This is a genomic window from Pseudomonas xantholysinigenes, from assembly GCF_014268885.2.
GTDB lineage: Bacteria > Pseudomonadota > Gammaproteobacteria > Pseudomonadales > Pseudomonadaceae > Aquipseudomonas > Aquipseudomonas xantholysinigenes.
The window spans coordinates 5,130,495-5,157,468 of record NZ_CP077095.1; the positions used below are offsets into that span (position 1 = coordinate 5,130,495).

Consider the following 26,974-nt stretch of genomic DNA (forward strand, 5'->3'; position numbering starts at 1 on the left):
GCTAAACGAGGGAGTGTTGGCATGAAGGACAAACCGGCTAAAGGGATGGCCCCCGTCCCCGCCACCAGCATGAACGTGCAGAACGCCATCACCGGGCTGCGCGGTCGCGACCTGATCTCGACCTTGCGCCAGGTCGGCCGGATTGGCCTGCGCAACCCGCTGCACACCGCGCATCACCTGCTCAGCCTGGGCGGCCAGCTGGGCCGCGTATTGATCGGTGATTCTTCGCTGCAGCCGCACCCAAGGGACAGCCGCTTCAGCGACCCGACCTGGAGCCATAACCCGTTCTACCGCCGTGGCCTGCAAGCCTACCTGGCCTGGCAGCGACAGACCCGCCAGTGGATCGAGGAAAGCAGCCTGGAGGACGACGACCGGGCGCGGGCGCAGTTCCTGTTCACCCTGATCAGCGATGCCGTGTCGCCGAGCAACTCGTTGCTCAACCCGCTGGCGGTCAAGGAGCTGTTCAACAGCGGTGGCCAGAGCCTGCTGCGTGGCGCCAGCCACCTGCTCGACGATCTGCGGCACAACGACGGCCTGCCGCGCCAGGTGGACGAACGTGCCTTCGAAGTCGGTGGCAATCTCGCCGCCACCCCCGGCGCCGTGGTATTTCGCAACGAACTGCTGGAGCTGATCCAGTACAAGCCCATGAGCGAGAAACAGTACGCCCGTCCGCTGCTGGTGGTGCCGCCGCAGATCAACAAGTTCTACATCTTCGACCTCGGCCCGACCAACAGCTTTGTCCAGTACATGCTCAAGCAAGGCTTGCAGGTGTTCATGGTCAGCTGGCGCAATCCCGACCCTCGTCACCGCGAATGGGGGCTGTCGAGCTATGTACAGGCCCTGGAAGAAGCACTCAATGCTTGCCGCAGCATCAGCGGCAGCCGCGACCCAAACCTGATGGGCGCCTGCGCCGGCGGCCTGACCATGGCCGCGCTACAAGGCCATTTGCGAGCCAAGCAGCAATTACGCAAGGTCCGCAGCGCCACCTACCTGGTAAGCCTGCTCGACAGCCAGTTCGACAGCCCCGCCAGCCTGTTTGCCGATGAGCAAACCATCGAAGCCGCCAAGCGCCGCTCCTACCAGCGCGGCGTGCTCGACGGCGGCGAGGTGGCACGGATCTTCGCCTGGATGCGCCCCAACGACCTGATCTGGAACTACTGGGTCAACAACTACCTGATGGGCAAGACCCCACCGGCTTTCGACATCCTCTACTGGAATGCCGACAACACCCGCCTACCGGCCGCCCTGCACGGTGACCTGCTGGACTTCTTCAAGCTAAACCCGCTGACCTTCCCGGCAGGGCTCGAAGTGTGCGGCACGCCGATCGACCTCAAGCAGGTCGACCTGGACAGCTTCACCGTGGCCGGCAGCAACGACCACATCACGCCCTGGGACGCGGTGTATCGCTCGGCGCTGCTGCTGGGCGGCGAACGGCGTTTCATCCTGGCCAACAGCGGGCATATCCAGAGCATCATCAACCCCCCCGGCAACCCCAAGGCCTACTACCTGGACAACCCCAAGCTCTCCAGCGACCCGCGCGCCTGGTTCCATGACGCCGCGCGCCACGATGGCAGCTGGTGGCCGCTGTGGCTGGACTGGATCAGCCAGCGCTCCGGTACCTTGAAGGCACCGCGCAGCGAGCTGGGCAACGCCACCTATCCACCGCTGGGCCCCGCGCCAGGCACCTACGTACTGGCCCGCTGACCGGATGAAAACCCGTGACCGAATCCTCGAATGTGCCTTGCAGCTGTTCAACCGCCAGGGCGAGCCGAACGTCTCGACCCTGGAGATAGCCAACGAGCTGGGCATCAGCCCCGGCAACCTGTACTACCACTTCCACGGCAAGGAGCCCCTGGTAATCGGCCTGTTCGAGCGTTTCGAAGAACAGCTGATGCCGTTGCTCGACCCACCACTGGACGTGCGCCTGGACGCCGAGGACTACTGGTTGTTCCTGCACCTGATCGTCGAGCGCATGGCCCAGTACCGCTTCCTGTTCCAGGACCTGTCCAACCTCACCGGACGCCTGCCCAAGCTGGCCCGGGGCATGCGCAGCCTGATCAACGCGCTCAAGCGCACCCTGGCCGCGCTGCTCGCCAGCCTCAAGGGCCAGGGCCAGGTGACCAGCGAGACCCAGGCACTGGGGCAGTTGGTGGAGCAGATCACCCTGACCCTGATGTGCTCGCTGGACTACCAGCGGGTGCTGGGCCGCGAGGGTGACGTGGGCGTGGTGGTGTACCAGGTGATGATGCTGGTGGCACCCCACCTGCACGCCCCAGCGCGCAAAGCCGCCGAGCAACTGGCGATGCGCTATCTGGAGACGTAGGCGCCAGCGTTGCCGGCGAACACCGGCATCGCGAAGCAGTCATCACAGGCTGAAGCGCCCCACCATACCGCGCAGTTGCTGCCCCAGCTGCTCCAGCTCGCCACTCGACGCTGCCGTCTGCTCACTGGCCACGCTGGTCCGGTCGGACACATCGCGCACATTGATCACGCTGCGGTTGATCTGTTCGGCCACCACGCTCTGTTGCTCGCTGGCCGTGGCAATCTGCTGGTTCATGCCCTGGATGGTCGACACCGTCGCGGTAATCTGCCCCAGGGCATCACCGGCCTTGCGGCTGAGCTCGACACTCTGCTCGGTCAAGCGCTTGCTGTTGTCCAGCAAACCAGTGACCTCATCGGTCCCCCGGTGCAGGTTGTCGATCAGTTGCTCGATTTCCTCGGTCGACTGCTGCGTACGCTGGGCCAGCCCGCGCACTTCGTCGGCGACCACGGCAAACCCACGCCCGGCTTCACCCGCCCGGGCCGCCTCGATGGCGGCATTGAGCGCCAGCAGGTTGGTCTGTTCCGAGACCGACTTGATGACATCGAGGATCGAACCGATACGCTGGCTCTCGTCCGACAAATGGCCCATGGCCTGCAGGCAATGATCCATCTGCCCTGCCAATTGCTCGATGCGCGAGATAGCCTCGGCCACCACTTGGTCGCCCAGTTGCGCCTGGCTGTCGGCCGTAGTCGCCGCCAGCGAAGCCTGTTCGGCGTTCTGCGCCACCTCCTGCACCGTGGCGCTCATCTGGTTCATCGCCGTGGCCACCTGGTCGGTTTCCTCGCGCTGCTGGTTGATCCGCTCGCGGGTGTCGACACTGGTGCTCGCCAGCTCCGCGGCGGCCCGGGACAAGTGCCCGACGCCCTGGTCGATACCGCCGAGCAGTTCGCGCAGGCTCAAGGTCATCTCGCGCATGCTGGTCTGTAACTGGCCCATTTCATCGCGGCGCGCCACCGTGTCCACCTGGCTGAGGTCGCCCCGGGCGATGCGCGATGCCTGGGCCAGGGTCTGGTGCAAGGGTCGGGTGATCTGCCCGGTGATCAACCAGCCGGCCAGCACGCCTACCAGCAGCGCCAGCACCGCCACGCTGGTCAGCAACGACCGGGCTGCCAGGGCCTCGCTGTCGCGCTGCTCGACCTTGCGCTGGCCCAGTTCGACACTGACGGCGCGCAGTTCCTCGCCCATTTTCTCCATGCCGTCCTGCAGCTGCTCCACCTGCAGCGCCGCCCCCCGATAGCGCTGCAGGCTATCGCGGTAGCGGGCCAGCTCGACACCCGGGCGCTCCATCAGGGCGCGCGGCAGGCCCAATGGCGCAACCCCTCGGAGCAATTGCTCCAGGCTGGTATCGGCGGCATCCAGCGCGCTGTCGCCGACCGCGGCGAAGCTGCTCATCGGCACAAAGGTATAGGCCGGCACCAGACTCTGCTGGTTGGCGCTTTCGACATGCCGGCTCAGGTTGTCCATGAGCCCGACCACGTTGCCCTGTTGGCCATCCGCGGGCATTTTCAGCAAGGCCTGGGTCTGCAGGTCGTCGATGACCTTGGCCAATGTTTCGGCCTGCTCCAGCATGGCCGTGCGCAACCCCTGGCGGCTGTCGACGGCACGCTGCAGCGCGTTGAAGTCATCTTGCAGGCGCTGCAGCAATTGCAGTTTCTGGGTCAGCATCTCCCGTGACTGGTCCACGCTGGACCGCTGCTGCAAGGCGCTCATGCGGCTTTGCAACTGGTCGAGAATGCGCGTGATGCGGGTGCGGCTGGTGTCATCGCTGAGCACCCGATAGGTGATGCGCTCGGCGCGCAGGTCCTTGGTCAGGTCGTTGATGGCGCCGATTTCGCTGAGTTGCTCCGAGCGGCTGATGGCGCCGTCCAGGGCGCGCCAGCCACTGACCGTGGTGGCCAGGGTGAGGATCAGCACCACGGCGAAGCCGAGGGTGAGCTTGTGCGCGACCCTCAGGTTGCCGAGCTTGCGGTCGAGGTAAGCGAACATGACAGGTCTCCGTCCAGATGAGAGTGGGCCATAGCGGCACATTGCCGCCATGGTCAACGCTCATCGGCACGGAAGCTGCCGGACTCGACCTGTAAATTGGGTAGGAAAAGTCTTTGCAGGCTGCGGGAATGTTCCGGCAGCCTGCAAAACGCTGGCGCTACAGACGGAAACGCCTGACCAGTTCCTGCAAGTGTGTGCCCAGGCGGGCGAGTTCGACGCTGGAGCTGGCGGTCTCCTCGCTGGCCGCCGAGGTCTGGTCGGAGATGTCGCGCACGTTCATCACGCTGCGGTTGATCTCCTCGGCCACGGCGCTCTGTTGCTCGGCCGCGGTGGCGATCTGCTGGTTCATCGCCTGGATCGACGACACGGTCTGGGTGATGGTGGCCAGCGAGCCGCCGGCACGACGGGTCAGTTCGACACTGCTGTCGGTCAGCCCGCGGCTGCTGTCCATCACGCTGGCCACGCGCTCGGTACCACTCTGCAAGCCGGAGATCAGTTCTTCGATTTCCTCGGTGGAGTGCTGGGTACGCTGGGCCAGGCTGCGCACTTCATCGGCGACCACGGCGAAGCCACGCCCCGCCTCACCGGCCCGCGCCGCCTCGATGGCGGCGTTGAGCGCCAGCAGGTTGGTCTGTTGCGCCACCGCCTTGATCACGTCGAGCACGCTGCCGATCTTGTCGCTTTCGGCCTTGAGCTGGTTCATGGCCTCGCTGGAGTTCACCACTTCGCTCGCCAGGCGTTCGATCTGGGCGATGGCCTGGGCGACCACTTTGTCACCCTCGCGGGCCTGCTGGTCGGCCACCAGTGCCGCTTCCGAGGCCTGTTCGGCGTTGCGCGCGACCTCCTGCACAGTGGCGGCCATCTCGTTCATGGCAGTGGCCACCTGGTCGGTTTCGACCTTCTGATTGTTGACCCCGGCGCTGGTCTGCTCGGTCACCGCCGACAGTTCCTCGGCGGCACTGGCGATCTGCGTGACGCCATCGCCAATGCCGCCGATCAGCTCGCGCAGGCTCTGGGTCATGCGCTGCATGCTGGCCTGCAACTGGCCCAGTTCGTCGCGGCGCTCGACGTTCAGGTCCTGGCGCAGGTCGCCGCCGGCCACCCGCTCGGCGGCGGCGAGGGTCTGGCGCAACGGCACGATGATCTGCCGGGTGATGGCGAAGGCCGCCAGCACACCGAGCAGCAAGGCCAAGGCGGTGGCGCCGGCGAGCAAGGTCTTGGCTTGCTGGGTACCCTGGTCGCGGACCTTGGTCTGGGATTCGGTCATTTGCAGACTGGTGTCCAGCAGCACGGTGCCTTGCGCGGCCATCCGCGCCAGGGCCTGCTCGCTGGCGGCCTGGGCGTTGCCCACCTGGAGCACGGCGTCGCGGTAGGCGGCCAACGCCTCGGCGGCCTCGTCGAGCCCGGCAGCGTATTCGGGGGGTAACTTGGTGGGCAGCGCCTTGAGCACCGGCAGGGCCTGGTCGATGGCCTGCAACGCCGTCTGCTGGAATTCAGCCTTGCCACTGTAGGTGTAGCCACGCACCTGGAATCGCGCCTGCTGCAGCTGTGCGCTGACCTCCACGGCCTCCTGGTACTGGCCAATGTCGCCGGCCTGGCGCAGCCGCTGCTGGACCTTGGCGATGAGCTCGGCGGCCTTGTCGGCGCTGTCGCCCAGCACCTGGCGGCTGGCGCTGCGGCGCTGGTCGGCCTGCTTGAGCTCGCTGAAAGCCTGCTGGTACTGGCGCACGGCGTCGCGTTGCTGCTCCAGGCGCTGGCGGTCGGCCGGCAGCTCGATCTGGCCGAGCATGAACTGCACCTGGCGTTCGACGTTGGCCAGCGACTTCTCCAATTCGCTCACCGCGGCCTGGTCACGGTTGCGTTCATAGTGCTGGCGGGCGATGCGCAGCTCCTGGGTGTACTGGTGGATCACCGAGATATTGCCGAGCTTGTCGCCACGGCTGGTCACGCTGTCCAGGCCCATCCAGCCGCTGAAGGTAATGGCAAGGGTGAGCAACAGGACCAGGCCGAAACCGATCCCCAGCTTGCGGTTGACACTCATATTTCCCAGAGACTGGGCGAACCAACGGTACATAGACGACTCCCCGACGCATGGCAGTACGGATTATTGTTTTCTTGCACAGGCCATCGGCGCACGGAGGGGAAACTTGATGGGAAAAAGCTGACCAGCCTGTCAGAAAATTCGCGAAAGAAGGGCCGTCACTGCCGTTTCCACCCGTAGGATTCGGTCGCCCAGTTGCACGGGGGCCAATCCGGCCTTGCCCAATAGATCGATTTCATAGGGAATCCAGCCGCCTTCCGGGCCGATGGCCAGGGTCACCGGCTGTTCCACGCCGCGTGGGCAGGCAGGGTAAGGACCTGGGTGGCCGACCAGGCCAAGTGTGCCGCTGGCGATGGCCGGCAGGCGGTCCTCGACGAACGGTTTGAAGCGCTTCTCGATGAGCACTTCGGGCAATACCGTGTCACGGGCCTGCTCAAGGCCGAGGATAAGGTTCTCGCGAATGGTCTCGGGGTTGAGGAATGGCGTCTGCCAGAAGCTCTTCTCCACCTTGTAGCTGTTGACCAGGATCAGCCTCGGCACGCCCAGGGTGGCGACCGTCTGGAACAGCCGGCGCAGCATTTTCGGGCGTGGCACGGCCAGCACCAGGGTCAGCGGCAGCTTGGCCGGTGGCGCCTGGTCGAAGGCCACCTGCAACTCCGCCTCATGGCCTGCGAGGCGCACCACCTCGGCCTTGCCCATCAACCCGCCAATCCGCCCCACGCGCAGGCTGTCGCCCACCGCCACGCGATGAATCTCCTGCATGTGGGTGAAACGACGATCGGCCAGGACGACGCGGTCGGCCGCGACAAAGTCGGCCTCTTCGAGGAGCAACAGGTTCACGGTTGCGTCGCAGGCGGCTGGTCGTTGTGGTCGTCGCCGGCTTCCTCGCGGGCGTGGCTGCGCTTGCGGATCAGGCTGCCGCACAGCACGCCGACCTCGAACAGCATCCACATCGGCACGGCCAACAGGGTCTGGGAGAAGATGTCCGGCGGCGTGAGGATCATGCCGACCACGAAGCAGCCGATGATCACGTACGGGCGGATCTTCTTCAGGTACTGCACATCGACCACGCCGATCCACACCAGCAGCACCACCGCCACCGGGATCTCGAAGGCGACCCCGAAGGCGAAGAACAGGGTCATGACGAAGTCCAGGTAACTGGAGATGTCGGTCATCATCGACACGCCTTCAGGCGTGGCGCTGGCGAAGAAGCCGAAGATCAGCGGGAACACCAGGAAGTAGGCGAACGCCATGCCGGCATAGAACAGGAAGATGCTCGACACCAGCAACGGAATGGCGATGCGTTTTTCGTGGCGGTACAGGCCCGGCGCGATGAAGCCCCAGATCTGCTGCAGGATGAACGGGATCGCCAGGAACAGCGAGACGATCATGGTCAGCTTGAACGGCGTCAGGAACGGCGAGGCCACGTCGGTGGCGATCATCGTCGCATTGGCCGGCAAGTGCGCGCGCAAGGGCGCCGAGACCAGGGTGTAGATCTGCTGGGCGAAGGAGAACAGCCCGGCGAAGATCAGGAAGATGGCGGCGACGCAACGCAGCAGGCGGGTGCGCAGTTCGGTCAGGTGCGAGACCAGCGGCATCGGCTGGTCATGTTCCGGATTCTCGCTCATGGGGCTCGCGGCGGTTGGGGCGGTTCGGAGGGTGGCACTGCGGCGGGCTGCGCGGGAGCGGCCTCGGCGGCAGGTGTGGCGGGTGTCTCGGCGCCGGCCGAGGGTGGGGCCGGGGGCGTCAGCGGGTTAAGGATGCGCTTGGCCTCCTGCTCCATCTGCAGGATGTGCTCGTTGTGCAACTGGCGGCGGATGTCGTCGGCGCCGATCTCGCGCTCGACCTCCATCTTGATCGCGTTGAAGCTGCGCTTGAGCCGACCGATCCACAACCCGGCGGTGCGCGCGGCACCCGGCAGGCGCTCGGGGCCGAGCACCAGCAAGGCCACCAGGCCGACCAGCAGCAGCTCGCTGAAACTGATGCCGAACATGGTTCAGTCTTTCCGCTGCGGCTCTTGGACCGGCTGGGCCTGGCCCTCGATGGTCTGGCCCTGGGCCTGCTGGGCGGTGTTCTGCACCGGCGCAACGGGCTGGACTGGCGGCGGGGTCTGCTCGGCCGGCTTGGTTTCTTCCTCGTTCATCGCCTTGCGGAAGCCCTTGATCGATTCGCCCAGGTCGCTGCCGAAGTTCTTCAGCTTCTTGGTGCCGAACACCAGTACCACGACGACCAGCAGGACGATCCAGTGTTTCCAGTCAAAAATGCCCATTTCAAACTCCTGAAAAAATGTGTCTGTCGGCGGGAGCCGGACTGGCTTCCAGAGGGTTTGCAAGGCCCTGTGGGAGCGGGTTTACCCGCGAACAAGGGCGAAGCCCTTGCCATGCACCGCGGCGCCTGGTTCGCGGGTGAACCCGCTCCCACAGGGGAATTAAATCTCAGGACGAAGGCTGCCGCGCGGCCTTCTCGTCATGCCCGGACAGCCCGAAACGGCGGTCCAGTTCGTCCAGTACCGCCTGCGGATGCTGGCCCAGCGCGCTGAGCATCACCAGGCTATGAAACCACAGGTCGGCGGTCTCATAGATGACATCGCTGTAATCCTTGCTGACGGCGGCATCCTTGGCGGCGATGATGGTCTCGACCGACTCTTCGCCGAGCTTCTCGAGGATCTTGTTCAGGCCCTTGTGGTACAGGCTGGCCACGTAGCTGCTGTCGGGCGCTGCTTGTTTGCGTTGCTCCAGCACCTCGGCGAGGCGGTTTAGCGTGTCGCTCATGTTCAGTGTCCTGCGCTGTAGATGGCGTCCGGATCCTTCAGGACCGGATCGACGATTTTCCACTGGCCGCCCTCGAAAACCCGGTAGAAGCAGCTTTCACGGCCGGTATGGCAGGCGATATGACCCAGTTGCTCGACCATCAGGATGATCACGTCGGCGTCGCAGTCCAGGCGCATTTCATGCAGTTTCTGCACATGGCCCGACTCCTCGCCCTTGCGCCACAGCTTGCCCCGCGAGCGCGACCAGTAGATGGCGCGATGCTCGGCGGCGGTCAGGGCGAGGGATTCACGGTTCATCCAGGCCATCATCAACACGCGCCCGGTCTTGTGGTCCTGGGCGATGGCCGGTACCAGGCCATCGCTGTTCCACTTGATCTCGTCCAGCCAGTCTTTCATCGTCGACTCCAAACCGGGCCCGCTCCCGTACCGGGCCCCTGTGCGCTAGTGTGCCAGCCAGCCGCGCGGCTGGCTATCGGCGCACGATCAGGTAGAGGCCGGCAGCCAGCATCAACCAGGCCGGCCAGGCGGCAGGAGCGCTGAGGCTGACGGCACCGGCAGCCAGGGTCGCGCCACCGCCGAGCAGGCCGGCACCGAGCAGACGCAGCGCCCAGTTGTCGCCAGCACGGCGGCGTTCGGGCAGTTGCGGGTCGTGCAGGTGCGGCTGCGACAGGCGCTCGAGCAAGTCACGGGTCATGTCGGCCAGGTGCGGCAGTTGCTCGGCCTGGCTGTACAGGTTGCCGATCACCGCCTTCGGGCTCATGCGTTCGCGCATCCAGCGCTCGAGGAACGGTTTGGCGGTGCTCCACAGGTCCAGATCGGGGTACAACTGGCGGCCCAGGCCTTCGATGTTGAGCAGGGTCTTCTGCAGCAGCACCAGCTGCGGCTGGACTTCCATGTTGAAGCGCCGGGCGGTCTGGAACAGGCGCATCAGCACCTGGCCGAAGGAGATGTCCTTCAACGGCTTTTCGAAGATCGGCTCGCACACGGTGCGGATGGCCGCCTCGAACTCGTTGACCTTGGTCTGCGCCGGGACCCAGCCCGAATCGATATGCAACTGGGCGACTCGGCGGTAGTCACGCTTGAAGAAGGCAATCAGGTTGCGCGCCAGGTAGTCCTGGTCCTCGGACGTCAGGCTGCCGACGATACCGCAGTCGATGGCGATGTATTGCGGGCTCCAAGGCTTGACCGTACTGACGAAGATGTTGCCCGGGTGCATGTCGGCGTGGAAGAAGCTGTCACGGAACACCTGGGTGAAGAACACCTCGACGCCACGCTCGGCGAGCATCTTCATGTCGGTGCGCTGGTCGGCCAACGTCGCCATGTCGGTGACCGGCACGCCGTAGATGCGCTCCATCACCAGCACCTTGGGCCGGCAGAAGTCCCAGTACACCTGGGGCACGTACATCAGCTCGGAGCCTTCGAAGTTACGCCGCAACTGGCTGGCGTTGGCCGCCTCGCGCAGCAGGTCGAGCTCGTCGTAGATGGTCTTTTCGTAGTCGCCGACGATTTCCACCGGGTGCAGGCGACGGGCGTCGGCCGAGGCGCGCTCGGCGGCCTTGGCGATCAGGAACAGCCAGGCCAGGTCCTGGGCGATCACCGGCTTCAGGCCCGGGCGCACCACCTTGACCACCACCTCTTCACCACTCTTGAGCCGCGCGGCATGTACCTGGGCCACCGAGGCCGAGGCCAGCGGCTCGACGTCGAAGCGGCTGAACACCTCGCCGACCTTGGCGCCGAGCTGTTCCTCGATCAGCGCCACGGCCTGTTTCGGGTCGAACGGCGGCACGCGGTCCTGCAGCAGCATCAGCTCATCGGCAATGTCGGTGGGCAGCAGGTCGCGGCGGGTGGACAGCAACTGGCCGAACTTGATGAAGATCGGCCCCAGGTCCTGCAAGGCCAGGCGCAGGCGCGCGCCACGGCTGAGCTCGGAAGGCTTGCGCGGCAGCCAGCGCCAGGGCATCAGCAGGCGCAGGCTGGCCAGCCACCAGGGCAGCAGGGGCTGTTCGAACAGCAGGTCATCGAGGCGGTAGCGGATCACGACGCGCTGGATGCGCAACAGACGGCGGACGGCGAGCAGCTTCATGCGTTATCGCTGGTATCAGGAGAGTGGGCGGCGAGGCGGCGCAAGCGCGCCTCGAGGCGTTCGATGTCGATCTTGAGGGCGTCGAGCTCGCTGAAGGCCGCTTCGGCCTCGCGCTTGCCAACCAGGGTGCGGGACTCTTCGGCCAGGTACTCGGAAAGGTTCTGGCTGAAGCGGGCCAGGCCCTGCTGGGTCCAGCGCGCGCGCAAACGCAGGTGTCCGGCGATCAACGCGCTGGGCACCGGGCCCAGCCAGCGTTGCAGCTCGTATTCCCAGTCCAGCTCCAGATCCTGCAGCACGCCCACCAGGTCGAGCAGCACGGCGCTATCGCCGTGCAACTCGACCTGCGGGCTGTGCAGTACCGCGGTCTTGTCCTTGGCCAGGGCCAGTTGTGCCAGGCGCCCGGCGGGCGCGCGCAGGGTGCAGTCGACCTCGCCTTCCCAGTGGGCGGCGAGCATCAGGCCCTCGTCGTCGGGCAGCACGAACAGCTTGAGCGCCGGCTGCACGCAGTCGATCTCGATGACCTTGCCTGCCAACGCAGCCAGGCGCGGCAGCGCGGTGCTGTCCATGCGCAGCACACGGTTGAGCCCGTGCTCGACGCTGGCGAGCAGGCCGGCGAGCAGCATCAGGGCTTGATTCCCCGGTGCACGGCGACGATGCCGCTGGTCATGTTGTGGTAGGTGACGCGATCGAAACCGGCCTCGACCATCATGCTCTTGAGGGTTTCCTGATCAGGGTGCATGCGGATCGATTCGGCCAGGTAGCGGTAGCTTTCCGAGTCGTTGGTGATCAGCTTGCCAGCCAGAGGCATGAAGGCGAACGAGTAGGCGTCGTAGGCCTTGGACATCAGCTTGTTGGTCGGTTTGGAGAACTCCAGGATCAACAGCCGGCCACCGGGCTTGAGCACCCGCAGCATGGAGCGGATGGCCGCGTCCTTGTGCGTCACGTTGCGCAGGCCGAAGGCGATGGTCACGCAGTCGAAGTGGTTGTCCGGGAACGGCAGCTTCTCGGCGTCGGCCTGGACGAACTCGATGTTGCCGGAGACACCGCGATCGAGCAGGCGGTCACGGCCGACCTTGAGCATCGAGTCGTTGATATCGGCGAGCACCACCTGCCCGGTCGGGCCCACCAGGCGCGAGAACTTGGCGGCCAGGTCGCCGGTGCCACCGGCGATATCCAGCACGCGGTTACCGCTGCGCACACCGGACAGCTCGATGGTGAAGCGCTTCCACAGGCGATGCATGCCGCCGGAGAGCACATCGTTCATCAGGTCGTACTTGGCGGCTACCGAGTGGAAGACCTCGGCGACTTTCTTCGCCTTCTGGCTTTCCGGCACGTCCTGGTAGCCGAAGTGGGTGGTGGGTTCGGCGTGGTCGCCTTTGCGCTGGTCGGTCATTTCGCTTCACCAGAAAAAAATTACCGCCATTCTATGGGCAATGGGCGGTTTTGTCTTGGCAGGGTGTGTCGCCGGGCGGGTGGGGGCATAATGCGGCCATTGTCTTCATATCCAGGAACACCCGCATGACCCAGATCAGCGTCGAACGCAAACACTCCCTTGGCCGTGAGGCCGCCCGCGCCAAGGCAGAAGCGCTGGTGGAAAAACTGACCCGCGAATACGACCTCAAGGCCAACTGGAACGGTGACCGCGTCGACGTGTCGCGCAGTGGCGCCAACGGCAGCGTGCACATCGGCGAGGACACCATCCGCGTCGAGCTGAAGCTGGGCATGATGCTGTCGATGATGAGTGGCAGCATCAAGGGCGAGATCGAACGGGCGTTGGACAAAGCGTTGGCTTGACGGCGAATAGCGAGGCGCCATCGCACGGTGGATGGCGCTTCGTGTCCCTCTTCAATAGCACGTCAGCGCATGGAGCTTAATCAAGGCGAATAAACTCCAAAGCATCTGCAAGCCTCAAGACCGCACGGTCATTCGCATTATTACTGAGTTTTAGATGGATGGCCTCAAAGTTACGTGAGGCTGAGTCAGCAGACTTGTAGTGAATGTGGATTTCGAAATGGGTTCTTCTGCCATTTGGGTTCAGATAGAATGCATAGCCGTCCCAATAATCATTCGTTCGCCGCGTTGCCTTTCTGGTGATGAATCGCCGGGATCTTAGGCCGTAGCATTCCTTTAAAAACTTCAATGCCGCAAGCGCCGGTGTTTTCAGGTTCAAATAGGCGTCCGAAAGTTGGCTGATCATTTCTGATCGAAGGAGCGCGGTGGCTTTCTGCAAACGCTCGATATAGTTACCTGTCGTGTGATTATGTTTTTTCACCAGGTCGCTGAAACTTTCCAGCTCCCTGATACGCGCCTCAAATTGATCTCGTAAATCCGAGGGGTGGAGTTTTTCCTCTTTGAGGCGCGCTGCGAATCTTTCGTTCGAGGCAAGCCGCTTATTTATTTCCTTGATCTGTCTATTGGACAGTCCCTCGGGCACGTGCGGCAAGGCCGGTGCCGCGTCGGCATCATCACTGCTGACGAAATCCAGCTCGGTGCCGGAGTCTCTATCACTGCTCGCTTCAGACTCCACTTCATTGCCAGATTCGACCTCAATGCCCTCTTCCTCGATGGGCACTGTGCTCACTTCATCAGCAATGTTGGGGCGCGCGACGGTTCTGCCCAAATGGCCGCCGCCTCCGCGAGCGACTATAGTCAGTTTCCATTGACCATCAGCCCGCTCGAGCCAAGGGCCAGGCTCTGCATTGGGACCAATAATTTGCTGGCTACCCCATTGAGCATCAACTTCGAACATTACCCCTTGCAGATCGACGTAAGTGCGATCATTTGCCGTATACAGTCCCTTCAGGATGCCTTCGGGAATCTCGCTCAGCTCACTGACGCTAACCGTTGCCCTCAAACGACTGAGTTGTTGCAGCGCCTCCGAAGACAGGTTCCCCAACCGCTGGCTGTTACCCCACTGAGCGACGTACAGCGGCTTGACCTGCTGGCCGCGCTCCGGGGGTATCCAAGGTTTCTGTTCAGGCAACTCGCCAGACCTACCAGGGACACCACGCGCGGAGAGTTCGAGGGAGACGTCAGGCTGCTCGATAATCGGCTCAGCCGGCGAGTCAACGCTCCCGGCCAAACCAGCAGATATCAGAATCACGCCGAAATTGACCAACAGATCAATGGCGCTGACGGTTTTGTCCTCGGCGGAACCATCAAACAAGTGCGGGACGTCATTATAGAAAACGCGTGCAAGGTTGATGGCAAGTAGCGTGGTTGCGACGGGACCGCCCAAAAATAGCGAGAAGGCCGACAGCAGATCGAACGCGCCCCAGGCGGCCTTGACATACCACTCATGCCTGAGCGTGTCACTCGAGGGCGCGCGCTTCGCAGCGATCCTGATCAGCGTCGCCCCCCAACTTTCATACAGGGACTCCTCATACGCTTGCGGGTAAGGAGTGAAAGCAAGTTTTACGGCCCATTGACGCGCGAAATCAGCACTGCGCGGGAACGGTACGACCTGATTCAAGAACAAGTAGTAGTCATAAGGCGGGAAAGCACCGCCGCCATAGGCAAGTGCGGCATCGTTATCCATCCACGCGATGAAGCTTTCCTGCAAGCTTTTATCCTCCAGGAAATGTTTCGCCATGGCGGGCAAGGATGGGAACTCAAGCAAGGATGCATACCAAGGGCGATACAACAGGTAGACCCCGCTCTGCGCAAGCCGCAAGATAAACATATTGGCTACGTCATCACCCGCCGTGTCACGCAACGAGCGAGGAATTACGAGCGGCGCGATCTCGATGGTATTGCCCTGCGCCGAGTCGGTACTGCAGAACGAAGTGATTTCTTTAAAGACAGGCTCGCTCAGCACTTTGTCGGCAAAGGCTCTGAGCGCACAGCCTAACAGGCTGCTCCTCCAGGTTCTGGCAAACGCACTGATGCGCTCGGCCCTGCCTTCGCTGCGCGTTAACCGTTCGTTCACGTAGACCGGATAGGTTCCGCCGATATCCACGGTGGTAACCAACGTGGTCCAATCGCTTGTAGTCACCTTGACAGGAAGTGGCTGGTCCTTATTGTGGGCCCCGACGATGTACTCAGAGTTTCTCTCGCTGGATCGTGAGATGGCCAGGCTGGTCAGAGTCGTCTGGTGTCGGGTGTCGGGGCCGCCTAACGCATAGTTCTCCGAGACAGCCTTACTAGGTAGGTGGTCAAGAGTGATTGTCACCAGGTCAGGATTGCAAGGGGGGATGACAAGGTGGTCCGCGCTCATCTGCTCGCGTAGGCGGCGCAGGGTATATTGCTCGAGGCTCTCGATGTCTGGCACCTCGCCCGAGTCATTTGCGCGCCTCTGAGCTGCGGTCAGTGGCAGCAACAGCTTGCAGTACTCGAACAGCGTCTGATCCGGTGCTTGCGTCAGCCAGGACAACGAGGTGTCGGCGTTCTGCGCAAGAGAGGGGCAGAGCTCTGACGAAAAATGGCGTGAAGGGTTGCTGAGGGCCTGCAGATAGGCCACCAGGCGTTGAGGTGTCTCGACCGTACTGACATCCAGTTGCTCGATACTGTTCAAAATGCCGTTGAGCAACTGCAATGCCTGGAATTCGAATGGATCCCCGGCCAGCGTGTAAGGTGACCAGGAAAACTGGCTGTACTCATGAAACTTCAGCAGTTCATTCTGTAACTCATCGCCAAGCGCTTTGGTATTTTCGAAGCGGCGTATTTCCCCCGAGGGTTTACAGCAAATCAGAGACTCTGACGCTTCGGATTTTACGGACAGCAGCAGGTACGGCAACATCAGGTCGGTGCGGCGCGCCTCATGCGAAAGACTGACCTGGATACCTTGTGCGCAGACCTCGGTGGTTGTGCCATCCAGCAACTGGTAAAGGCTTTCTCGCTCATGATCCTCAAGAAAGTAGTGGCCGATATGGTTCAGCGTGATGACCTTGAGCATTTGCGCCACCCATTGTAGCCGGGAGACCTCCAGGCCATTGGCCTTGGCTAGCCAGAACGATACCTGCGCGCGCTGGAACGTAGAGAGGAGCCTTTCGGTTATCGCGCTGAACGCACGGCCCATGACTGCGGCTTCGGTTGCTGAAAGCGAAAGCGTATCGACCTTGCCAGCAGCCTGTGTCGTGAGGAAGCAATCACCTTCGACAAGCGTCAAAGGGCTTCCTACAACCAATGACTCCAGCAATTTGTCGCTCAGAGGCGCCGCTGGAGCCCCGGCCAGGATAAGGTAGACATTTTTCAAAGACTCCAGGGCTGGGTTGATTGCCTTCAGTTGCGAACAGTGTTCAATGAGGGCCTTGCTGGTTTCCTTGTCCAGAACCTGACTCAGTGTCGGGCGCACAAGGAACTGCCTGGCCACAAGATCCTGGAATGTGGATGTTGGGGATTGGAGTAGGCTCATGCTATGAATCTCTGTAGGAGTGGAGCCTCAGCCTAGTAGTCCCCATGCCGCGTCTAGCGTTAAATATGTAGCGCACACTGGCCTTGAATACCCTGTAAGCCCTTCATGAACTCACGCTTAGGGTGCACATTCTAACTTTGCCCTCTAACGTAACCTCACACCCTGTCATCAGGGTCAAATTCTCCACCCTTTACCAGGATGAGGTGCAGAGCATGGCCAAAGTGAATCTCAAGCAAAAAGACGACGCCCAAGGCAGCACCCTGGGCGAGGTGCGCGGCTACGCGCGCAAAATCTGGCTGGCGGGCATCGGTGCCTACGCCCGCGTCGGCCAGGAAGGTTCCGACTACTTCAAGGAGCTGGTCAAGGCCGGCGAAGGCGTCGAGAAACGCGGCAAGAAGCGCATCGGCAAGGCCGTCGACGCCGCCAATACCCAGCTCGACGAAGCCACCCAGGAGGTCACCCGCGTGCCCGGCCGGGTCGAGGCGCAGTTGGATAAAATCGAGCGGGCCTTCGACGCACGGGTAGGTCGCGCCTTGAATCGCCTCGGCATTCCGTCTAAACATGACGTTGAGGCGTTGTCCATCAAGCTTGAACAGCTGCACGAGCTGCTCGAGCGCGTCGCGCACAAACCATAAGGAGAGCAGGATGGCTGGCAAGAAGAACACCGAGAAAGAAGGCAGTTCCTGGATCGGCGGCGTCGAGAAATACTCGCGCAAGATCTGGTTGGCTGGCCTGGGTATCTACTCCAAGATCGACCAGGATGGTCCGAAGCTGTTCGATTCGCTGGTGAAGGACGGCGAGAAGGCCGAGAAACAGGCGAAGAAAACCGCCGAAGACGTGGCCGACAGCGCCAAGTCGTCGACCACTTCGCGGGTATCGGGGGTCAAGGACCGCGCGCTGGGCAAGTGGAGCGAGCTCGAAGAAGCCTTCGACAAGCGCCTGAACAGCGCCATCTCGCGCCTGGGCGTGCCCAGCCGCAACGAGATCAAGGCCCTGCACCAGCAGGTCGACTCGCTGACCAAGCAGATCGAGAAACTGACCGGTGCGTCGGTGACCCCGATCTCCAAGGCCAAGGCGAGCGCGAGCAAGCCTGCGGCCAAGCCCCTGGCCAAGGCCGCTGCCAAGCCGGCAGCAAAACCTGCGGCGAAAACCGCGGCGGCCAAACCGGCAGCCAAACCTGCGGCCAAGCCTGTAGCGGCCAAACCCGCGGCCAAGCCGGCTGCAGCGAAAAAGCCAGCCGTGAAGAAAGCGCCGGCCAAACCGGCAGCGGCCAAGCCAGCCACTGCGGCGCCCGCCGCCACCGCGGCACCGGCGCCGAGCGCGGCACCGGCCAGCAACACGCCATCGGCACCGGTGAACGCCGCCAGCCAGGCCTGATGCGCATCGCCTGATTCGCCAGCAAGCGGGCTCCTACGGCCCGAGACACAGCGGGATCACACGTAGGAGCCGGCCTTGCCGGCGAACACCAGCGCAGCCGGTGCCAGGCACCGCGCCGCCGTCGGGATCACAGCACCTGGCGCAAGAACGCCTGGGCCCGCGGATCCTTCGGCGCGGCAAAGAACTGCGCCGGCGGCGAATCTTCCAGCAACTTGCCGTGATCGAAGAACAGCACCCGATCGGCCACTTCCCGGGCAAAGCCCATCTCGTGGGTCACGCAGACCATGGTCATGCCTTCCTGGGCCAAGGTCTTCATCACATCCAGCACCTCGCCGACCATTTCCGGGTCCAGCGCCGAGGTGGGTTCGTCGAACAACATCACCTTGGGCTCCATCGCCAAGGCACGGGCGATGGCCACTCGCTGTTGCTGGCCACCAGACAAGCGCGACGGATACTCGTTGGCCTTCTGCGCGATACCGACCTTTTCCAGCAGTGCCCGGGCCTTGGCCTCGCGCTCGGCCTTGTTGCGCTTGCGCACCACCTTCTGCGCCAGGCACAGGTTCTCCAGCACGGTCATGTGCGGGAACAGGTTGAAGTGCTGGAACACCATGCCGACTTCGCGGCGATAGGCATTGATATCGGTCTTCGGATCGTCCAGTTGCAGGCCGTCGATGGCCACATGGCCATCGTCGAAGTGCTCCAGGCCATTGAGGCAACGCAGGAAGGTCGACTTGCCCGAACCCGACGGCCCGAGCACCACCACCACTTCGCCCTTGGCGACCTGGGTGGTGACGTTGTCCACCGCCCGCACCACCATGCCACGGGTGTCGAAGACTTTCAGCAGGTCACGGACTTCAATCACTTTGCGCAAGCCTCCGCTCGAGCCGGCTGGCAATGTGCGACAGCGGCAGGTTGATCAGCAGGTACAGGCCTGCCACGCAGAACCAGATCTCGAAGGTCGAGAAAGAGGTGGTGATAGCCTCGCGGCCGCTCTTGGTCAGCTCGGTGATGGCGATCACCGACACCAGCGAGGTGTCCTTGACCAGGCTGATGAATTGCCCGGCCAGCGGCGGCAGCACGCGCTTGAAGGCCTGTGGCAGGATCACATGGCGCATCGACTGGCTGGCGTTCAGGCCCAGCGAGCGCGCGGCTTCGTTCTGGCCCTTGGCGATCGACTGCACGCCGGCACGGACGATCTCGGCCACATAGGCGCCGGTGAACAGCGCCAGCGCCGCGACCCCAGCGAACTCGCGAGACAGGTTGAGCACAGTGCCGATGAAGAAATAGAAAATGAAGATCTGCACCAGCAGCGGCGTGCCTCGCACCAGCTCGACATACACCGTGGACAGGTCGCGCAGCGTGGGATTGCTGGACAACCGGCAGAGCCCGGCGAACAATCCCAGCACCAGTCCCAGGGCGCCGGACACCACCGAGATCCACAGCGTGGTCCACAGGCCCCAGGCCAGCGGGCCGGCGGCCCAGTGGCGGGTGACGCCGATGGCGTCGCCTTCGGCGACATCGTCGCCGCGGGCCAGCAGCATGCTGTCCTTGGCCACTTCGACGACTTCTGTGTCACCACTTTCGGTCTTCAGGGTGACCCTGGCGTTGTCGCCGGACACCACGATTTCCTCGATCGTGCCGTTGTTGCCGGCACGCTGGGTTTCCTCGGCCTTGTAGGCGAAGTATTGCGGAACCCGGTTCCAGCGCCACTCGTAGGAAATCATCGAGGTGGCCAGGTACAGGCTGAACGCCAGGCCCACCAGGACCAGCGCGGTCAGCCCATGCCAGGGCCACTGTGCTTTCTTGTGTTTGATCACTTGGGGTATTTCCACAAAAAAAGAAACGCGCCAGGTGGAGCCTTGGCGGTGGCCTGCGAAGTCTGTGCGGTACTGGCTGGCCTCTTCGCGGGTAAACCCGCTCCCACAGGGATTGGCGACACCTGTGGGAGCGGGTTTACCCGCGAAGAGGCCAGCGAAAACATCCGCTGTCCTCGCCCTGCCACCCTCAGCGCCACCAGCGCGTCAGGGTCAGAGCCTGAGCTTGTGGCCCGGGCCTTATTCCATTTCCTTCAACCAATCCTTGCTCTTGAACCACTTGTCGTGAATACGATCGTAGGTCCCGTCGTGCTTGATCTGGTGCAGGAAGTTGTTGATGTAGTTGATGCTGTCGTAGTCGCCTTTCTTCAGGCCAAAGGCCAGCGGCTCGTAGGTGAAGGGCTCTTCGAGGAACAGCAGCTTGCCGGCACCGGCCTTCTCCACCGCCACCACGTTGTAGGGCGAGTCGTAGACGAAGGCGTCAGCCTTGCCGTTGACCACATCCATCACCCCTTCCTGCTCGTTGTCGTAGCCATGGTACTTGGCCTTGCCGATCAGTTTCTTGGCGACCATCTCGCCGGTGGTGCCGAGCTTGGAGGTGAGGCGGTACTTCTCGTTGTTCAGGTCCTTGTACGACTTGATCTCGCCCGCCAGTTCCTTGCGGATGAGCAGGGTCTGGCCGACGACGATGAAGGGTTCGCTGAAGTTCAGGCGCAGGTTGCGCTCCTGAGTCAGGGTCATGCCGCTGCCGATGAAGTCGAACTTGTCGGTCATCAGGGCCGGGATGATGCCGTCGTAGGCAGTGGAGACCATTTCCAGCTTGACGCCCATGGACTTGGCCATGGCCTTGAGGATGTCGACTTCGAAGCCGATGATTTCACCGCGCTTGTTGGTCATCTCGAACGGCATGTAGGTCGGGTCCATGCCCACCCGCAGGGTGCCGCGCTTGACCGCGTCATCGATGGCGCCCGCCTGGGCGGCGGTTACCGCGATCAGGGCAGTCGCGCCGACCAGCAGTCGCGACAGGAATTTCTTCATCATCAGCAAGTCCCCTAGCAAGAAATACGCAGATTTTATTGTTCGCACGGTCCTGTGGGCCGAGGCGTAATGTCGGGTGGGATGCTAACGCATGCGCAGCGCCGGACCTAGAGCCGGGGGGGACTTTGTTGGCCAAAATCGACCAGAAAGCATCGCGGGGCCAGCCCGCTCCCACGCCATCTCAATGGTGTGTGGGAGCGGGCTGGCCCCGCGATTATCGAAGCAACGGCTCAAGCCAGGGCTGGCTGGACCTGGTTTTCCGGATGCAGCGGCAACAACGGCGAGTGCGGGTCGTTGTCGATGGAGGCACGCCACACATCGATCCACGCGGCGTTGTGCTCGCTCCACACACGGTCGTGCAGGCGCGACAAAGCCACCGGATCACTGAGCAGCGCCAGGCGGGTGTTCAGGTCCAGGCCCTTGGGCCCGACCTCCAGCGCCTTGGCCACGCGCTCGGCGCGCAGGGCCTCGATTGGCGCGGCCTGGCCGTGACGCGCGGTGGCCATGGCGCAGGCCAGGGCGTTCTGCCGTGGGTCGACCACGGCGCGCACGAAACCATCGTGCAGCGCGTGCCAACGGTTCTCGTGGGTGTACTGGTCGGTCGCCAGCAGCTCCTGCGGCGTCGCGTACTCCTCGGGGATGAGGAACAGCTTCTCATCCTTGGCCGCCAGGCCCAGGCGCGTACGGCTGGAAATCACCGACACCGGGATCGACAGCACCAGCGAGCCGACGATCGGCGCCAGCCACCACAGGAAGCTCGGGTTCAGCCAGGCCACCAACCCAGCCCAGGCGATGCCCAGCAGGGTCTGCGGGCCATGACGGCGCACCGCTTCGCCCCATGGCGTGGAGTCGTCGTCACGCTGCGGCGAATTCCAGGTCGCGGCCCAGCCGAGGAACGCGGCCAGCACGAAGCGGGTGTGGAAAATCATCCGCACCGGCGCCAGCAGCATGGAGAACAGCATCTCCATCAGCATCGACAGGGTGACCTTGATCCGCCCGCCGAACTCGGTGGCGCCCTTGGCCCAGATCAGGATGACGCTGAGCAGCTTGGGCAGGAACAGCAGCACGATGGTGGTGGAGAACAGCGCGATGGCCTTCTCCGGGTGCCACTGCGGCCACAGCGGATAAAGCTGGAACGGCTCGATGAAGTACTGCGGCTCCATCAGGGTGTTGGTCGCCAGCAGCGCGGTCGACAGCACCAGGAACAGGAACCACAGCGGCGCCGACAGGTACGACATCACCCCAGTGAGGAACACCGCGCGGTGCACCGGGTGCATGCCCTTGACCAGGAACAGGCGGAAGTTCATCAGGTTGCCGTGGCACCAGCGGCGGTCGCGCTTGAGTTCGTCGAGCAGGTTCGGCGGCAACTCTTCGTAGCTGCCCGGCAGGTCGTAGGCAATCCACACGCCCCAGCCGGCGCGACGCATCAGCGCGGCTTCGACGAAGTCGTGGGAGAGGATCGCGCCGGCGAAGGCGCCCTTGCCCGGCAACGGCGCCAGGGCGCAGTGCTCGATGAACGGCTTCATGCGGATGATCGCATTGTGGCCCCAGTAGTGCGACTCGCCCAACTGCCAGAAGTGCAGGCCGGCGGTGAACAGCGGGCCGTACACACGGGTGGCGAACTGCTGCATGCGCGCATAGAGGGTATCCATGCCCGAGGCTTTCGGCCCGGTCTGGATGATGCCGGCGTCCGGGTTGGCCTCCATCAGGCGCACCAGGCTGCTCAGGCATTCGCCGCTCATGACGCTGTCGGCGTCGAGCACGACCATGTACTTGTATTCGCCGCCCCAGCGACGGCAGAAGTCGTCGAGGTTACCGCTCTTGCGCTTCACCCGACGGCGACGACGGCGGTAGAAGATGCGCCCGAAGCCCTTGGTCTCACGGCACACGTCCAGCCAGGCCTGTTGCTCGGCCACGGCGATGTCGGTGTCGTTGGTGTCGCTGAGCACGAAGAAGTCGAAGCGGTCGAGGTTGCCGTTGGCGGCCACCGACTCGAAGGTCGCGCGCAGACCGGCGAACACCCGTGGCACGTCTTCGTTGCAGATCGGCATCACCAGCGCGGTGCGCGCCTCGGGCGCGATCGGCTCGTTGCCGGCGCTGCTGCCGGAAATCTTGTATTTGTCACGCCCGGTGAGCAGCTCGAGGAAGCCCATCAGGGCTGTCCAGAAGCCCGCCGACACCCAGCAGAACAGGATGCCGAACAGGACCAGGATGGAGGTCTGCAGCGCATACGGCCACACCTGCACCACGGTGTCCCACAGCGGCTGGTTGAGGATCTCGTCGAGATCGACGAACGACCAGCCCTGGTACGGCAGGATGCCCTTCATGTACCAGCCGGCGACGAGGGTCTGGCCGATCATCAGGGTCAGCAGGATGTAGCGGCGGATCGAGCCGACCGTGCGCCAGCGCGCCGGCGGCAGTTCGCGCTTGGGCGGCTGCGGGGCGTTGGTGCGGCCAGTCATGCGCCGCCACATGCGAATCAGGATATTGGTGCGCCACGGCTCGGGCACCACCTTGGTGCGCTTGATCGGCGGCGCGATCTTCAGGCACAGCCGCCCGCTGGCATCGACGCCGAGCATCTCGGCCTCTTCCAGCTCGGCGGCACTGCCGACGGTAAGACGGGTGCCCACCGAAGCCTGGGCGGCCTCGGTGGTGCTGGCGGCCGGCTGGGCCGCCAGGCGTTGGTGCAGCTCGCTAAACGAGGCGCAGCTAGCGAGTTCAGCGCGCTGCTCGTCGCTCAGGGGAAGGTGGGCCAGGTATTCGCGCAGCGATTCCGGCCTTGCGCTTGAGTTACTCATCGGCAGGCAACTGATAGCTCCAGGTCTCGGTCAGCACTTTCTCGGTGGTGGCCGGGGTCCCGTTGGTGGATGCCGCGTCGGCGGCGGGTTGCTCGGCAGCTTTTTCCGCCTTGGCTTTCTCGGCCTTGGCATGGGCGTGCTTGGCCTTGTCCTGCTTGGTTTCCTTGGCAGGCTTGGGTTGCTCGACCGGTACGTCACGCAGCAGCGCGGCGCGCATTTCGGTGGCTTTCTTCGGATCCTGCACCTTCAAGCGCAGGGTCAGGCGCCAGCCTTTGGTTTCCGGGTTGTAGCGCAGGTTGTTCTCGACCACCTCGGCGTTGTCGCCGACGCTGACCTGGCTGCGCACGGCGGTGTCCGCCGGCAGGGCGGCCAGGTTCGGGCCGACGAAGTCGACCAGGAAGGCGACGGTGCCATCGGCCTGGCGGATCAGGTTGGACTGCTTGACGTCGCCCGTGGAGCGCAGGGTCTGCTTGACCCAGGCCAGTTCCGGCGAGTGCAGCTGGTCTTCCTTGATGGTCCAGCGCAGGCGGTAGTCATACTCGAACGGTTTGCCGGGCTCCGGCAGTTTTTCCGGGCTCCAGAATGCGACGATGTTGTCGTTGGTCTCGTCGGCGGTCGGAATCTCGACCAGGTCGACGGTGCCCTTGCCCCAGTCACCCTTTGGCTCGATCCAGGCGCTCGGACGCTTTTCGTACTCGTCGTCGAGGTCTTCGTAGTCGCTGAAGGCGCGCTGACGCTGCAGCAGGCCGAAACCACGCGGGTTCTCGACGCTGAAGTTGCTCACGGCCAGGTGTTTCGGGTTATTCAGCGGACGCCACAGCCACTCGCCGTTGCCGGCATGGATCGACAAGCCTTCGGAGTCGTGCAGGGCCGGACGATAGTTCATGACCTTCGACGGCTGGTTGGGGCCGAACAGGTACATGCTGGTCAGTGGCGCGATGCCCAGGCGGCTGACGTTGTCACGCAGGTAGACCCGCGACTTGACGTCGACCAGGGTGTCCTCGCCCGGACGCAGGGTCAGCTTGTAGGCGCCGGTGGAACGCGGCGAGTCGAGCAGCGCGTAGATCACCAGGTGCTTGTCGTTGGGCTTGGGCTTTTCGATCCAGAACTCGCGGAAACGCGGGAACTCTTCGCCGGACGGCAGCGCGGTGTCGATGGCCAGGCCGCGGGCCGACAGGCCGTAGCGGTGGCCTTTGCCGACCACGCGGAAATAGCTGGCGCCAAGCAGGGTCATGATCTCGTCCTGCTTGTCGGCCTTGTTGATCGGGTACAACACGCGGAAACCGGCGTAACCGAGGTTCTTGGTGGCGTCGGCGTCGTGCGGCACGTCACCGAACTCGAAACGGCTCGGGTCGTACTTGATTTCCTTGACCTTGTTGGCGGTGATCTCGTTGATGGTCACCGGCGTGTCGAAATGCATGCCCTGGTGATAGAAGGACAGCTTGAACGGCGTCTTGTCCTTGGCCCACTCGGCCTTTTCCTGCAGGAAGCGGATCTTCTGGTAGTCGGCGTACTTCATGTCGCGGAACACCGGCGGCAGGTTGCTCTTCGGTGCCTCGAACTTCTGACCGGCCAGATCCTTCGCCTTGGCTGCAACATCGTCCAGATTGAATGCCCACAGCTGGCCGGCGCTCAGCAGGCCGAACAGCGCCACGCCGGCCAATACGGCCTTGCGCAAGCGAACGCCGGGGATTCTTGGTGCAATACAGGGGCTTACAATCACGAGCAATCCTCGCCGAAAACAGATCATGAAACCAACGGCCAGCGACCAATGCCGGGTTGGCGAGCACTGTTCGGACCCCGTGAGGGCGTAATGATTCCCCAAACGGATCCAGACAATGCTCGAGTCAAAGTGAAACGAACCCACGAACGCAGGCTCATGTAGCGCGCGATTATCCAGCAGGTCGCGTTACAACGCATCAGGCTGGACAAACTATTTATCGTACAAAACCCCTTGTTTTCGACAAACAAAGGGTTTTTTGACCTCATATTTGTAACATAAATGTTACCGGGCCATCATTGACCAGATGCACTTGCATGTCAGCACCGAACCGACCGCTTGCCACCACGGGGTGCTGGGCCTGTGCTTGACGTAAAAGATAGTCGAAAAGCTCAGCGCCCAGCGCCGGCGGCGCCGCCGTCGAGAAGCTTGGGCGCATGCCGCTGCGGGTATCGGCGGCCAGGGTGAACTGCGACACCAGCAGCAAGCCGCCGCCAATGTCCTTGAGCGAACGGTTCATCTTGCCCTGCTCGTCGCTGAACACCCGGTAGTTCAGCAGCTTGTGCAACAGTTTGTCGGCATGCTCCGGCGAATCTTCAGGCTCGACCGCCACCAGCGCCAGCAAACCCTGGTCGATGGCGCCGACGATTTCCCCCGCCACTTCCACCCGCGCCCCACGCACACGCTGGATCAGCCCCTTCATGCTTCTTCCAGGGGCAGGTCGAGCAGGCGCCGGGCCATCTGGTCGGCGGCGCGCACCAGGGCATCGGTGATGCCGGGTTCGGATGCCGCGTGACCGGCATCGCGAATCACCTTCAATTCGCTGTTCGGCCAGGCCTGGTGCAGCTCCCAGGCGTTGTCCAGCGGGCAGATCACATCGTAGCGGCCATGCACGATCACCGCCGGCAGGTGGGCGATCTTGGGGATGTCGCGGATCAGCTGGTTTTCTTCGAGGAATGCATTGTTGGTGAAGTAATGGCACTCGATACGGGCGATCGACAGGGCGCGCTGTGGCTCGGAGAAACGGTCGACCACCAGCGGGTTGGGGCGCAGGGTGGCGGTGCGGCCCTCCCAGGTGGACCAGGCCTTGGCGGCGTGCATCTGGGCAATCTGGTCGTTGCCGGTCAGGCGTTTGTGGAAAGCCTTGACCAGGTCGCCACGCTCCTCGGGCGGGATCGGCGCGATGTAGTCCTGCCAGTAGTCCGGGAACAGGCGGCTGGCACCCTCCTGGTAGAACCAGCTGATCTCCTGCGGCCGGCACAGGAAGATGCCGCGCAGGATCAGGCCATGCACGCGCTCGGGGTGGGTCTGGGCGTAGGCCAGGGCCAGGGTCGAGCCCCAGGAGCCGCCAAACAGCACCCACTTTTCAATGCCAAGGTGCTCGCGGATGCGCTCTAGGTCCTCGACCAGATGCCAGGTGGTGTTGTTCTCCAGGCTCGCGTGCGGCGTGGAGCGGCCACAGCCGCGCTGGTCGAAGGTGATGATGCGGTACAGGTTGGGGTCGAAGTAGCAGCGGCTCTGGGCATCGCAACCAGCGCCCGGGCCACCGTGGATGAACACCACCGGCAGACCTTCCGGCGAGCCGCTTTCATCGACATACAGCACATGCGGCGCTTCCACGGCCAGATCGTGCCGGGCGTAGGGTTTGATCTGCGGGTAGAGGGTCTGCAT

23 protein-coding genes and 3 pseudogenes are annotated in these 26,974 nt (G+C 63.4%); 5 read left to right on the forward strand and 21 right to left on the reverse strand.

What is annotated here, in order from left to right:
- Window positions 1–21 precede the first annotated feature (21 nt).
- Entirely contained in the window at window positions 22–1,704 is a 1,683-nt protein-coding gene (phaC, locus tag HU772_RS22875) for a class II poly(R)-hydroxyalkanoic acid synthase (RefSeq protein WP_186656429.1), read from the forward strand.
- A gap of 4 nt (window positions 1,705–1,708) precedes the next feature.
- On the forward strand, window positions 1,709–2,323 hold the full coding sequence (locus HU772_RS22880) for a TetR/AcrR family transcriptional regulator (protein WP_186656432.1): 615 nt from the start codon (window positions 1,709–1,711) through the stop codon (window positions 2,321–2,323).
- Window positions 2,324–2,499: 176 nt separating this feature from the next.
- On the opposite strand, the pseudogene HU772_RS25400 reads toward HU772_RS22880, so the two are convergent.
- The 13 genes and pseudogenes from HU772_RS25400 to ubiE all read right to left on the reverse strand — a co-directional run.
- Window positions 2,500–3,259, reverse strand: a pseudogene (locus HU772_RS25400) (methyl-accepting chemotaxis protein); the annotation flags it as partial.
- Window positions 3,260–3,268: 9 nt separating this feature from the next.
- Window positions 3,269–4,360 (reverse strand): annotated as a pseudogene (locus tag HU772_RS25405) (methyl-accepting chemotaxis protein); the annotation flags it as partial.
- Between the two features lie 106 nt (window positions 4,361–4,466).
- Entirely contained in the window at window positions 4,467–5,339 is an 873-nt protein-coding gene (locus HU772_RS25410; RefSeq protein WP_437182457.1) for a methyl-accepting chemotaxis protein, read from the reverse strand.
- Between the two features lie 30 nt (window positions 5,340–5,369).
- Window positions 5,370–6,383 (reverse strand): annotated as a pseudogene (locus tag HU772_RS25415) (methyl-accepting chemotaxis protein); the annotation flags it as partial.
- Window positions 6,384–6,482: 99 nt separating this feature from the next.
- A complete protein-coding gene (locus HU772_RS22895) occupies window positions 6,483–7,190 on the reverse strand; it encodes a 16S rRNA (uracil(1498)-N(3))-methyltransferase (RefSeq protein ID WP_186656461.1) in 708 nt (235 codons plus the stop codon).
- Window positions 7,187–7,978, reverse strand: coding sequence for a twin-arginine translocase subunit TatC (tatC, locus tag HU772_RS22900; protein WP_186656463.1), 792 nt, complete (start codon window positions 7,976–7,978; stop codon window positions 7,187–7,189). Before tatC ends, HU772_RS22895 begins: the two co-directional genes overlap by 4 nt.
- Window positions 7,975–8,343, reverse strand: a complete 369-nt coding sequence (tatB, locus tag HU772_RS22905; protein ID WP_186656465.1) for a Sec-independent protein translocase protein TatB — start codon at window positions 8,341–8,343, stop codon at window positions 7,975–7,977. Before tatB ends, tatC begins: the two co-directional genes overlap by 4 nt.
- A gap of 3 nt (window positions 8,344–8,346) precedes the next feature.
- Complete coding sequence (locus HU772_RS22910; protein ID WP_186656467.1) at window positions 8,347–8,619, reverse strand: twin-arginine translocase TatA/TatE family subunit; 273 nt, start codon at window positions 8,617–8,619, stop codon at window positions 8,347–8,349.
- Between the two features lie 166 nt (window positions 8,620–8,785).
- Complete coding sequence (locus HU772_RS22915; RefSeq protein ID WP_186656469.1) at window positions 8,786–9,121, reverse strand: phosphoribosyl-ATP diphosphatase; 336 nt, start codon at window positions 9,119–9,121, stop codon at window positions 8,786–8,788.
- A 2-nt stretch (window positions 9,122–9,123) separates the two neighbouring features.
- Entirely contained in the window at window positions 9,124–9,516 is a 393-nt protein-coding gene (gene hisI / locus HU772_RS22920; protein ID WP_186656470.1) for a phosphoribosyl-AMP cyclohydrolase, read from the reverse strand.
- A 73-nt stretch (window positions 9,517–9,589) separates the two neighbouring features.
- A complete protein-coding gene (gene ubiB / locus HU772_RS22925) occupies window positions 9,590–11,203 on the reverse strand; it encodes a ubiquinone biosynthesis regulatory protein kinase UbiB (RefSeq protein WP_186656472.1) in 1,614 nt (537 codons plus the stop codon).
- Window positions 11,200–11,826, reverse strand: a complete 627-nt coding sequence (locus HU772_RS22930; RefSeq protein ID WP_186656474.1) for a ubiquinone biosynthesis accessory factor UbiJ — start codon at window positions 11,824–11,826, stop codon at window positions 11,200–11,202. The genes ubiB and HU772_RS22930 overlap by 4 nt, the downstream gene beginning before the upstream one ends.
- A complete protein-coding gene (gene ubiE, locus HU772_RS22935; RefSeq protein WP_186656476.1) occupies window positions 11,826–12,596 on the reverse strand; it encodes a bifunctional demethylmenaquinone methyltransferase/2-methoxy-6-polyprenyl-1,4-benzoquinol methylase UbiE in 771 nt (256 codons plus the stop codon). Before ubiE ends, HU772_RS22930 begins: the two co-directional genes overlap by 1 nt.
- A 125-nt stretch (window positions 12,597–12,721) precedes the next feature.
- Between ubiE and HU772_RS22940 the strand changes: the two genes are divergently transcribed.
- A complete protein-coding gene (locus tag HU772_RS22940; protein ID WP_186656479.1) occupies window positions 12,722–12,997 on the forward strand; it encodes a polyhydroxyalkanoic acid system family protein in 276 nt (91 codons plus the stop codon).
- Between the two features lie 76 nt (window positions 12,998–13,073).
- Here HU772_RS22940 and HU772_RS22945 read toward each other — a convergent pair whose 3' ends face one another.
- Entirely contained in the window at window positions 13,074–16,556 is a 3,483-nt protein-coding gene (locus tag HU772_RS22945) for a dermonecrotic toxin domain-containing protein (RefSeq protein WP_186656481.1), read from the reverse strand.
- Window positions 16,557–16,768: 212 nt separating this feature from the next.
- On the opposite strand from HU772_RS22945, the gene HU772_RS22950 reads away from it, so the two are divergent.
- Both HU772_RS22950 and HU772_RS22955 read left to right on the forward strand, forming a co-directional pair.
- Window positions 16,769–17,191 (forward strand): phasin family protein, encoded by a 423-nt coding sequence (locus HU772_RS22950; protein WP_134691412.1) that lies wholly within the window; start codon window positions 16,769–16,771, stop codon window positions 17,189–17,191.
- A gap of 10 nt (window positions 17,192–17,201) precedes the next feature.
- Window positions 17,202–17,933, forward strand: coding sequence for a phasin family protein (locus tag HU772_RS22955; protein ID WP_186656483.1), 732 nt, complete (start codon window positions 17,202–17,204; stop codon window positions 17,931–17,933).
- 127 nt (window positions 17,934–18,060) lie between these two features.
- Here the strand turns inward: HU772_RS22955 and HU772_RS22960 are convergent, their stop codons facing one another.
- The 7 genes from HU772_RS22960 to pip form a co-directional block, all read right to left on the reverse strand.
- Window positions 18,061–18,795 carry an amino acid ABC transporter ATP-binding protein gene (locus HU772_RS22960; protein ID WP_186656728.1) on the reverse strand — a complete coding sequence of 245 codons (735 nt, stop codon included), beginning with the start codon at window positions 18,793–18,795 and terminating at the stop codon, window positions 18,061–18,063.
- Window positions 18,788–19,750, reverse strand: a complete 963-nt coding sequence (locus HU772_RS22965; protein WP_186656486.1) for an amino acid ABC transporter permease — start codon at window positions 19,748–19,750, stop codon at window positions 18,788–18,790. Before HU772_RS22965 ends, HU772_RS22960 begins: the two co-directional genes overlap by 8 nt.
- A gap of 237 nt (window positions 19,751–19,987) precedes the next feature.
- Window positions 19,988–20,785, reverse strand: coding sequence for a transporter substrate-binding domain-containing protein (locus HU772_RS22970; RefSeq protein WP_186656731.1), 798 nt, complete (start codon window positions 20,783–20,785; stop codon window positions 19,988–19,990).
- Window positions 20,786–21,015: 230 nt separating this feature from the next.
- Entirely contained in the window at window positions 21,016–23,583 is a 2,568-nt protein-coding gene (gene mdoH, locus HU772_RS22975) for a glucans biosynthesis glucosyltransferase MdoH (protein WP_186656488.1), read from the reverse strand.
- Window positions 23,576–25,306: a glucan biosynthesis protein G gene (locus HU772_RS22980; protein WP_217858738.1), complete on the reverse strand. Its 1,731-nt coding sequence runs from the start codon at window positions 25,304–25,306 to the stop codon at window positions 23,576–23,578. Before HU772_RS22980 ends, mdoH begins: the two co-directional genes overlap by 8 nt.
- A 262-nt stretch (window positions 25,307–25,568) precedes the next feature.
- On the reverse strand, window positions 25,569–26,006 hold the full coding sequence (dtd, locus tag HU772_RS22985) for a D-aminoacyl-tRNA deacylase (RefSeq protein WP_186656490.1): 438 nt from the start codon (window positions 26,004–26,006) through the stop codon (window positions 25,569–25,571).
- Window positions 26,003–26,974 (reverse strand): prolyl aminopeptidase, encoded by a 972-nt coding sequence (pip, locus tag HU772_RS22990; RefSeq protein WP_186656492.1) that lies wholly within the window; start codon window positions 26,972–26,974, stop codon window positions 26,003–26,005. Before pip ends, dtd begins: the two co-directional genes overlap by 4 nt.

What these genes read in the sequence shown, in the direction of transcription:
- pip (WP_186656492.1), bottom strand. Translation starts at nt 26,974, where the DNA reads ATGCAGACCCTCTACCCGCAGATCAAACCCTACGCCCGGCACGATCTG.
- HU772_RS22945 (WP_186656481.1), bottom strand. Translation starts at nt 16,556, where the DNA reads ATGAGCCTACTCCAATCCCCAACATCCACATTCCAGGATCTTGTGGCC.
- dtd (WP_186656490.1), bottom strand. Translation starts at nt 26,006, where the DNA reads ATGAAGGGGCTGATCCAGCGTGTGCGTGGGGCGCGGGTGGAAGTGGCG.
- HU772_RS22970 (WP_186656731.1), bottom strand. Translation starts at nt 20,785, where the DNA reads ATGAAGAAATTCCTGTCGCGACTGCTGGTCGGCGCGACTGCCCTGATC.
- ubiB (WP_186656472.1), bottom strand. Translation starts at nt 11,203, where the DNA reads ATGAAGCTGCTCGCCGTCCGCCGTCTGTTGCGCATCCAGCGCGTCGTG.
- HU772_RS22955 (WP_186656483.1), top strand. Translation starts at nt 17,202, where the DNA reads ATGGCTGGCAAGAAGAACACCGAGAAAGAAGGCAGTTCCTGGATCGGC.
- HU772_RS22910 (WP_186656467.1), bottom strand. Translation starts at nt 8,619, where the DNA reads ATGGGCATTTTTGACTGGAAACACTGGATCGTCCTGCTGGTCGTCGTG.
- tatB (WP_186656465.1), bottom strand. Translation starts at nt 8,343, where the DNA reads ATGTTCGGCATCAGTTTCAGCGAGCTGCTGCTGGTCGGCCTGGTGGCC.
- HU772_RS22950 (WP_134691412.1), top strand. Translation starts at nt 16,769, where the DNA reads ATGGCCAAAGTGAATCTCAAGCAAAAAGACGACGCCCAAGGCAGCACC.
- HU772_RS22930 (WP_186656474.1), bottom strand. Translation starts at nt 11,826, where the DNA reads ATGCTGCTCGCCGGCCTGCTCGCCAGCGTCGAGCACGGGCTCAACCGT.
- HU772_RS22915 (WP_186656469.1), bottom strand. Translation starts at nt 9,121, where the DNA reads ATGAGCGACACGCTAAACCGCCTCGCCGAGGTGCTGGAGCAACGCAAA.
- hisI (WP_186656470.1), bottom strand. Translation starts at nt 9,516, where the DNA reads ATGAAAGACTGGCTGGACGAGATCAAGTGGAACAGCGATGGCCTGGTA.
- mdoH (WP_186656488.1), bottom strand. Translation starts at nt 23,583, where the DNA reads ATGAGTAACTCAAGCGCAAGGCCGGAATCGCTGCGCGAATACCTGGCC.
- HU772_RS22880 (WP_186656432.1), top strand. Translation starts at nt 1,709, where the DNA reads ATGAAAACCCGTGACCGAATCCTCGAATGTGCCTTGCAGCTGTTCAAC.
- HU772_RS25410 (WP_437182457.1), bottom strand. Translation starts at nt 5,339, where the DNA reads ATGCAGCGCATGACCCAGAGCCTGCGCGAGCTGATCGGCGGCATTGGC.
- phaC (WP_186656429.1), top strand. Translation starts at nt 22, where the DNA reads ATGAAGGACAAACCGGCTAAAGGGATGGCCCCCGTCCCCGCCACCAGC.
- ubiE (WP_186656476.1), bottom strand. Translation starts at nt 12,596, where the DNA reads ATGACCGACCAGCGCAAAGGCGACCACGCCGAACCCACCACCCACTTC.
- tatC (WP_186656463.1), bottom strand. Translation starts at nt 7,978, where the DNA reads ATGAGCGAGAATCCGGAACATGACCAGCCGATGCCGCTGGTCTCGCAC.
- HU772_RS22940 (WP_186656479.1), top strand. Translation starts at nt 12,722, where the DNA reads ATGACCCAGATCAGCGTCGAACGCAAACACTCCCTTGGCCGTGAGGCC.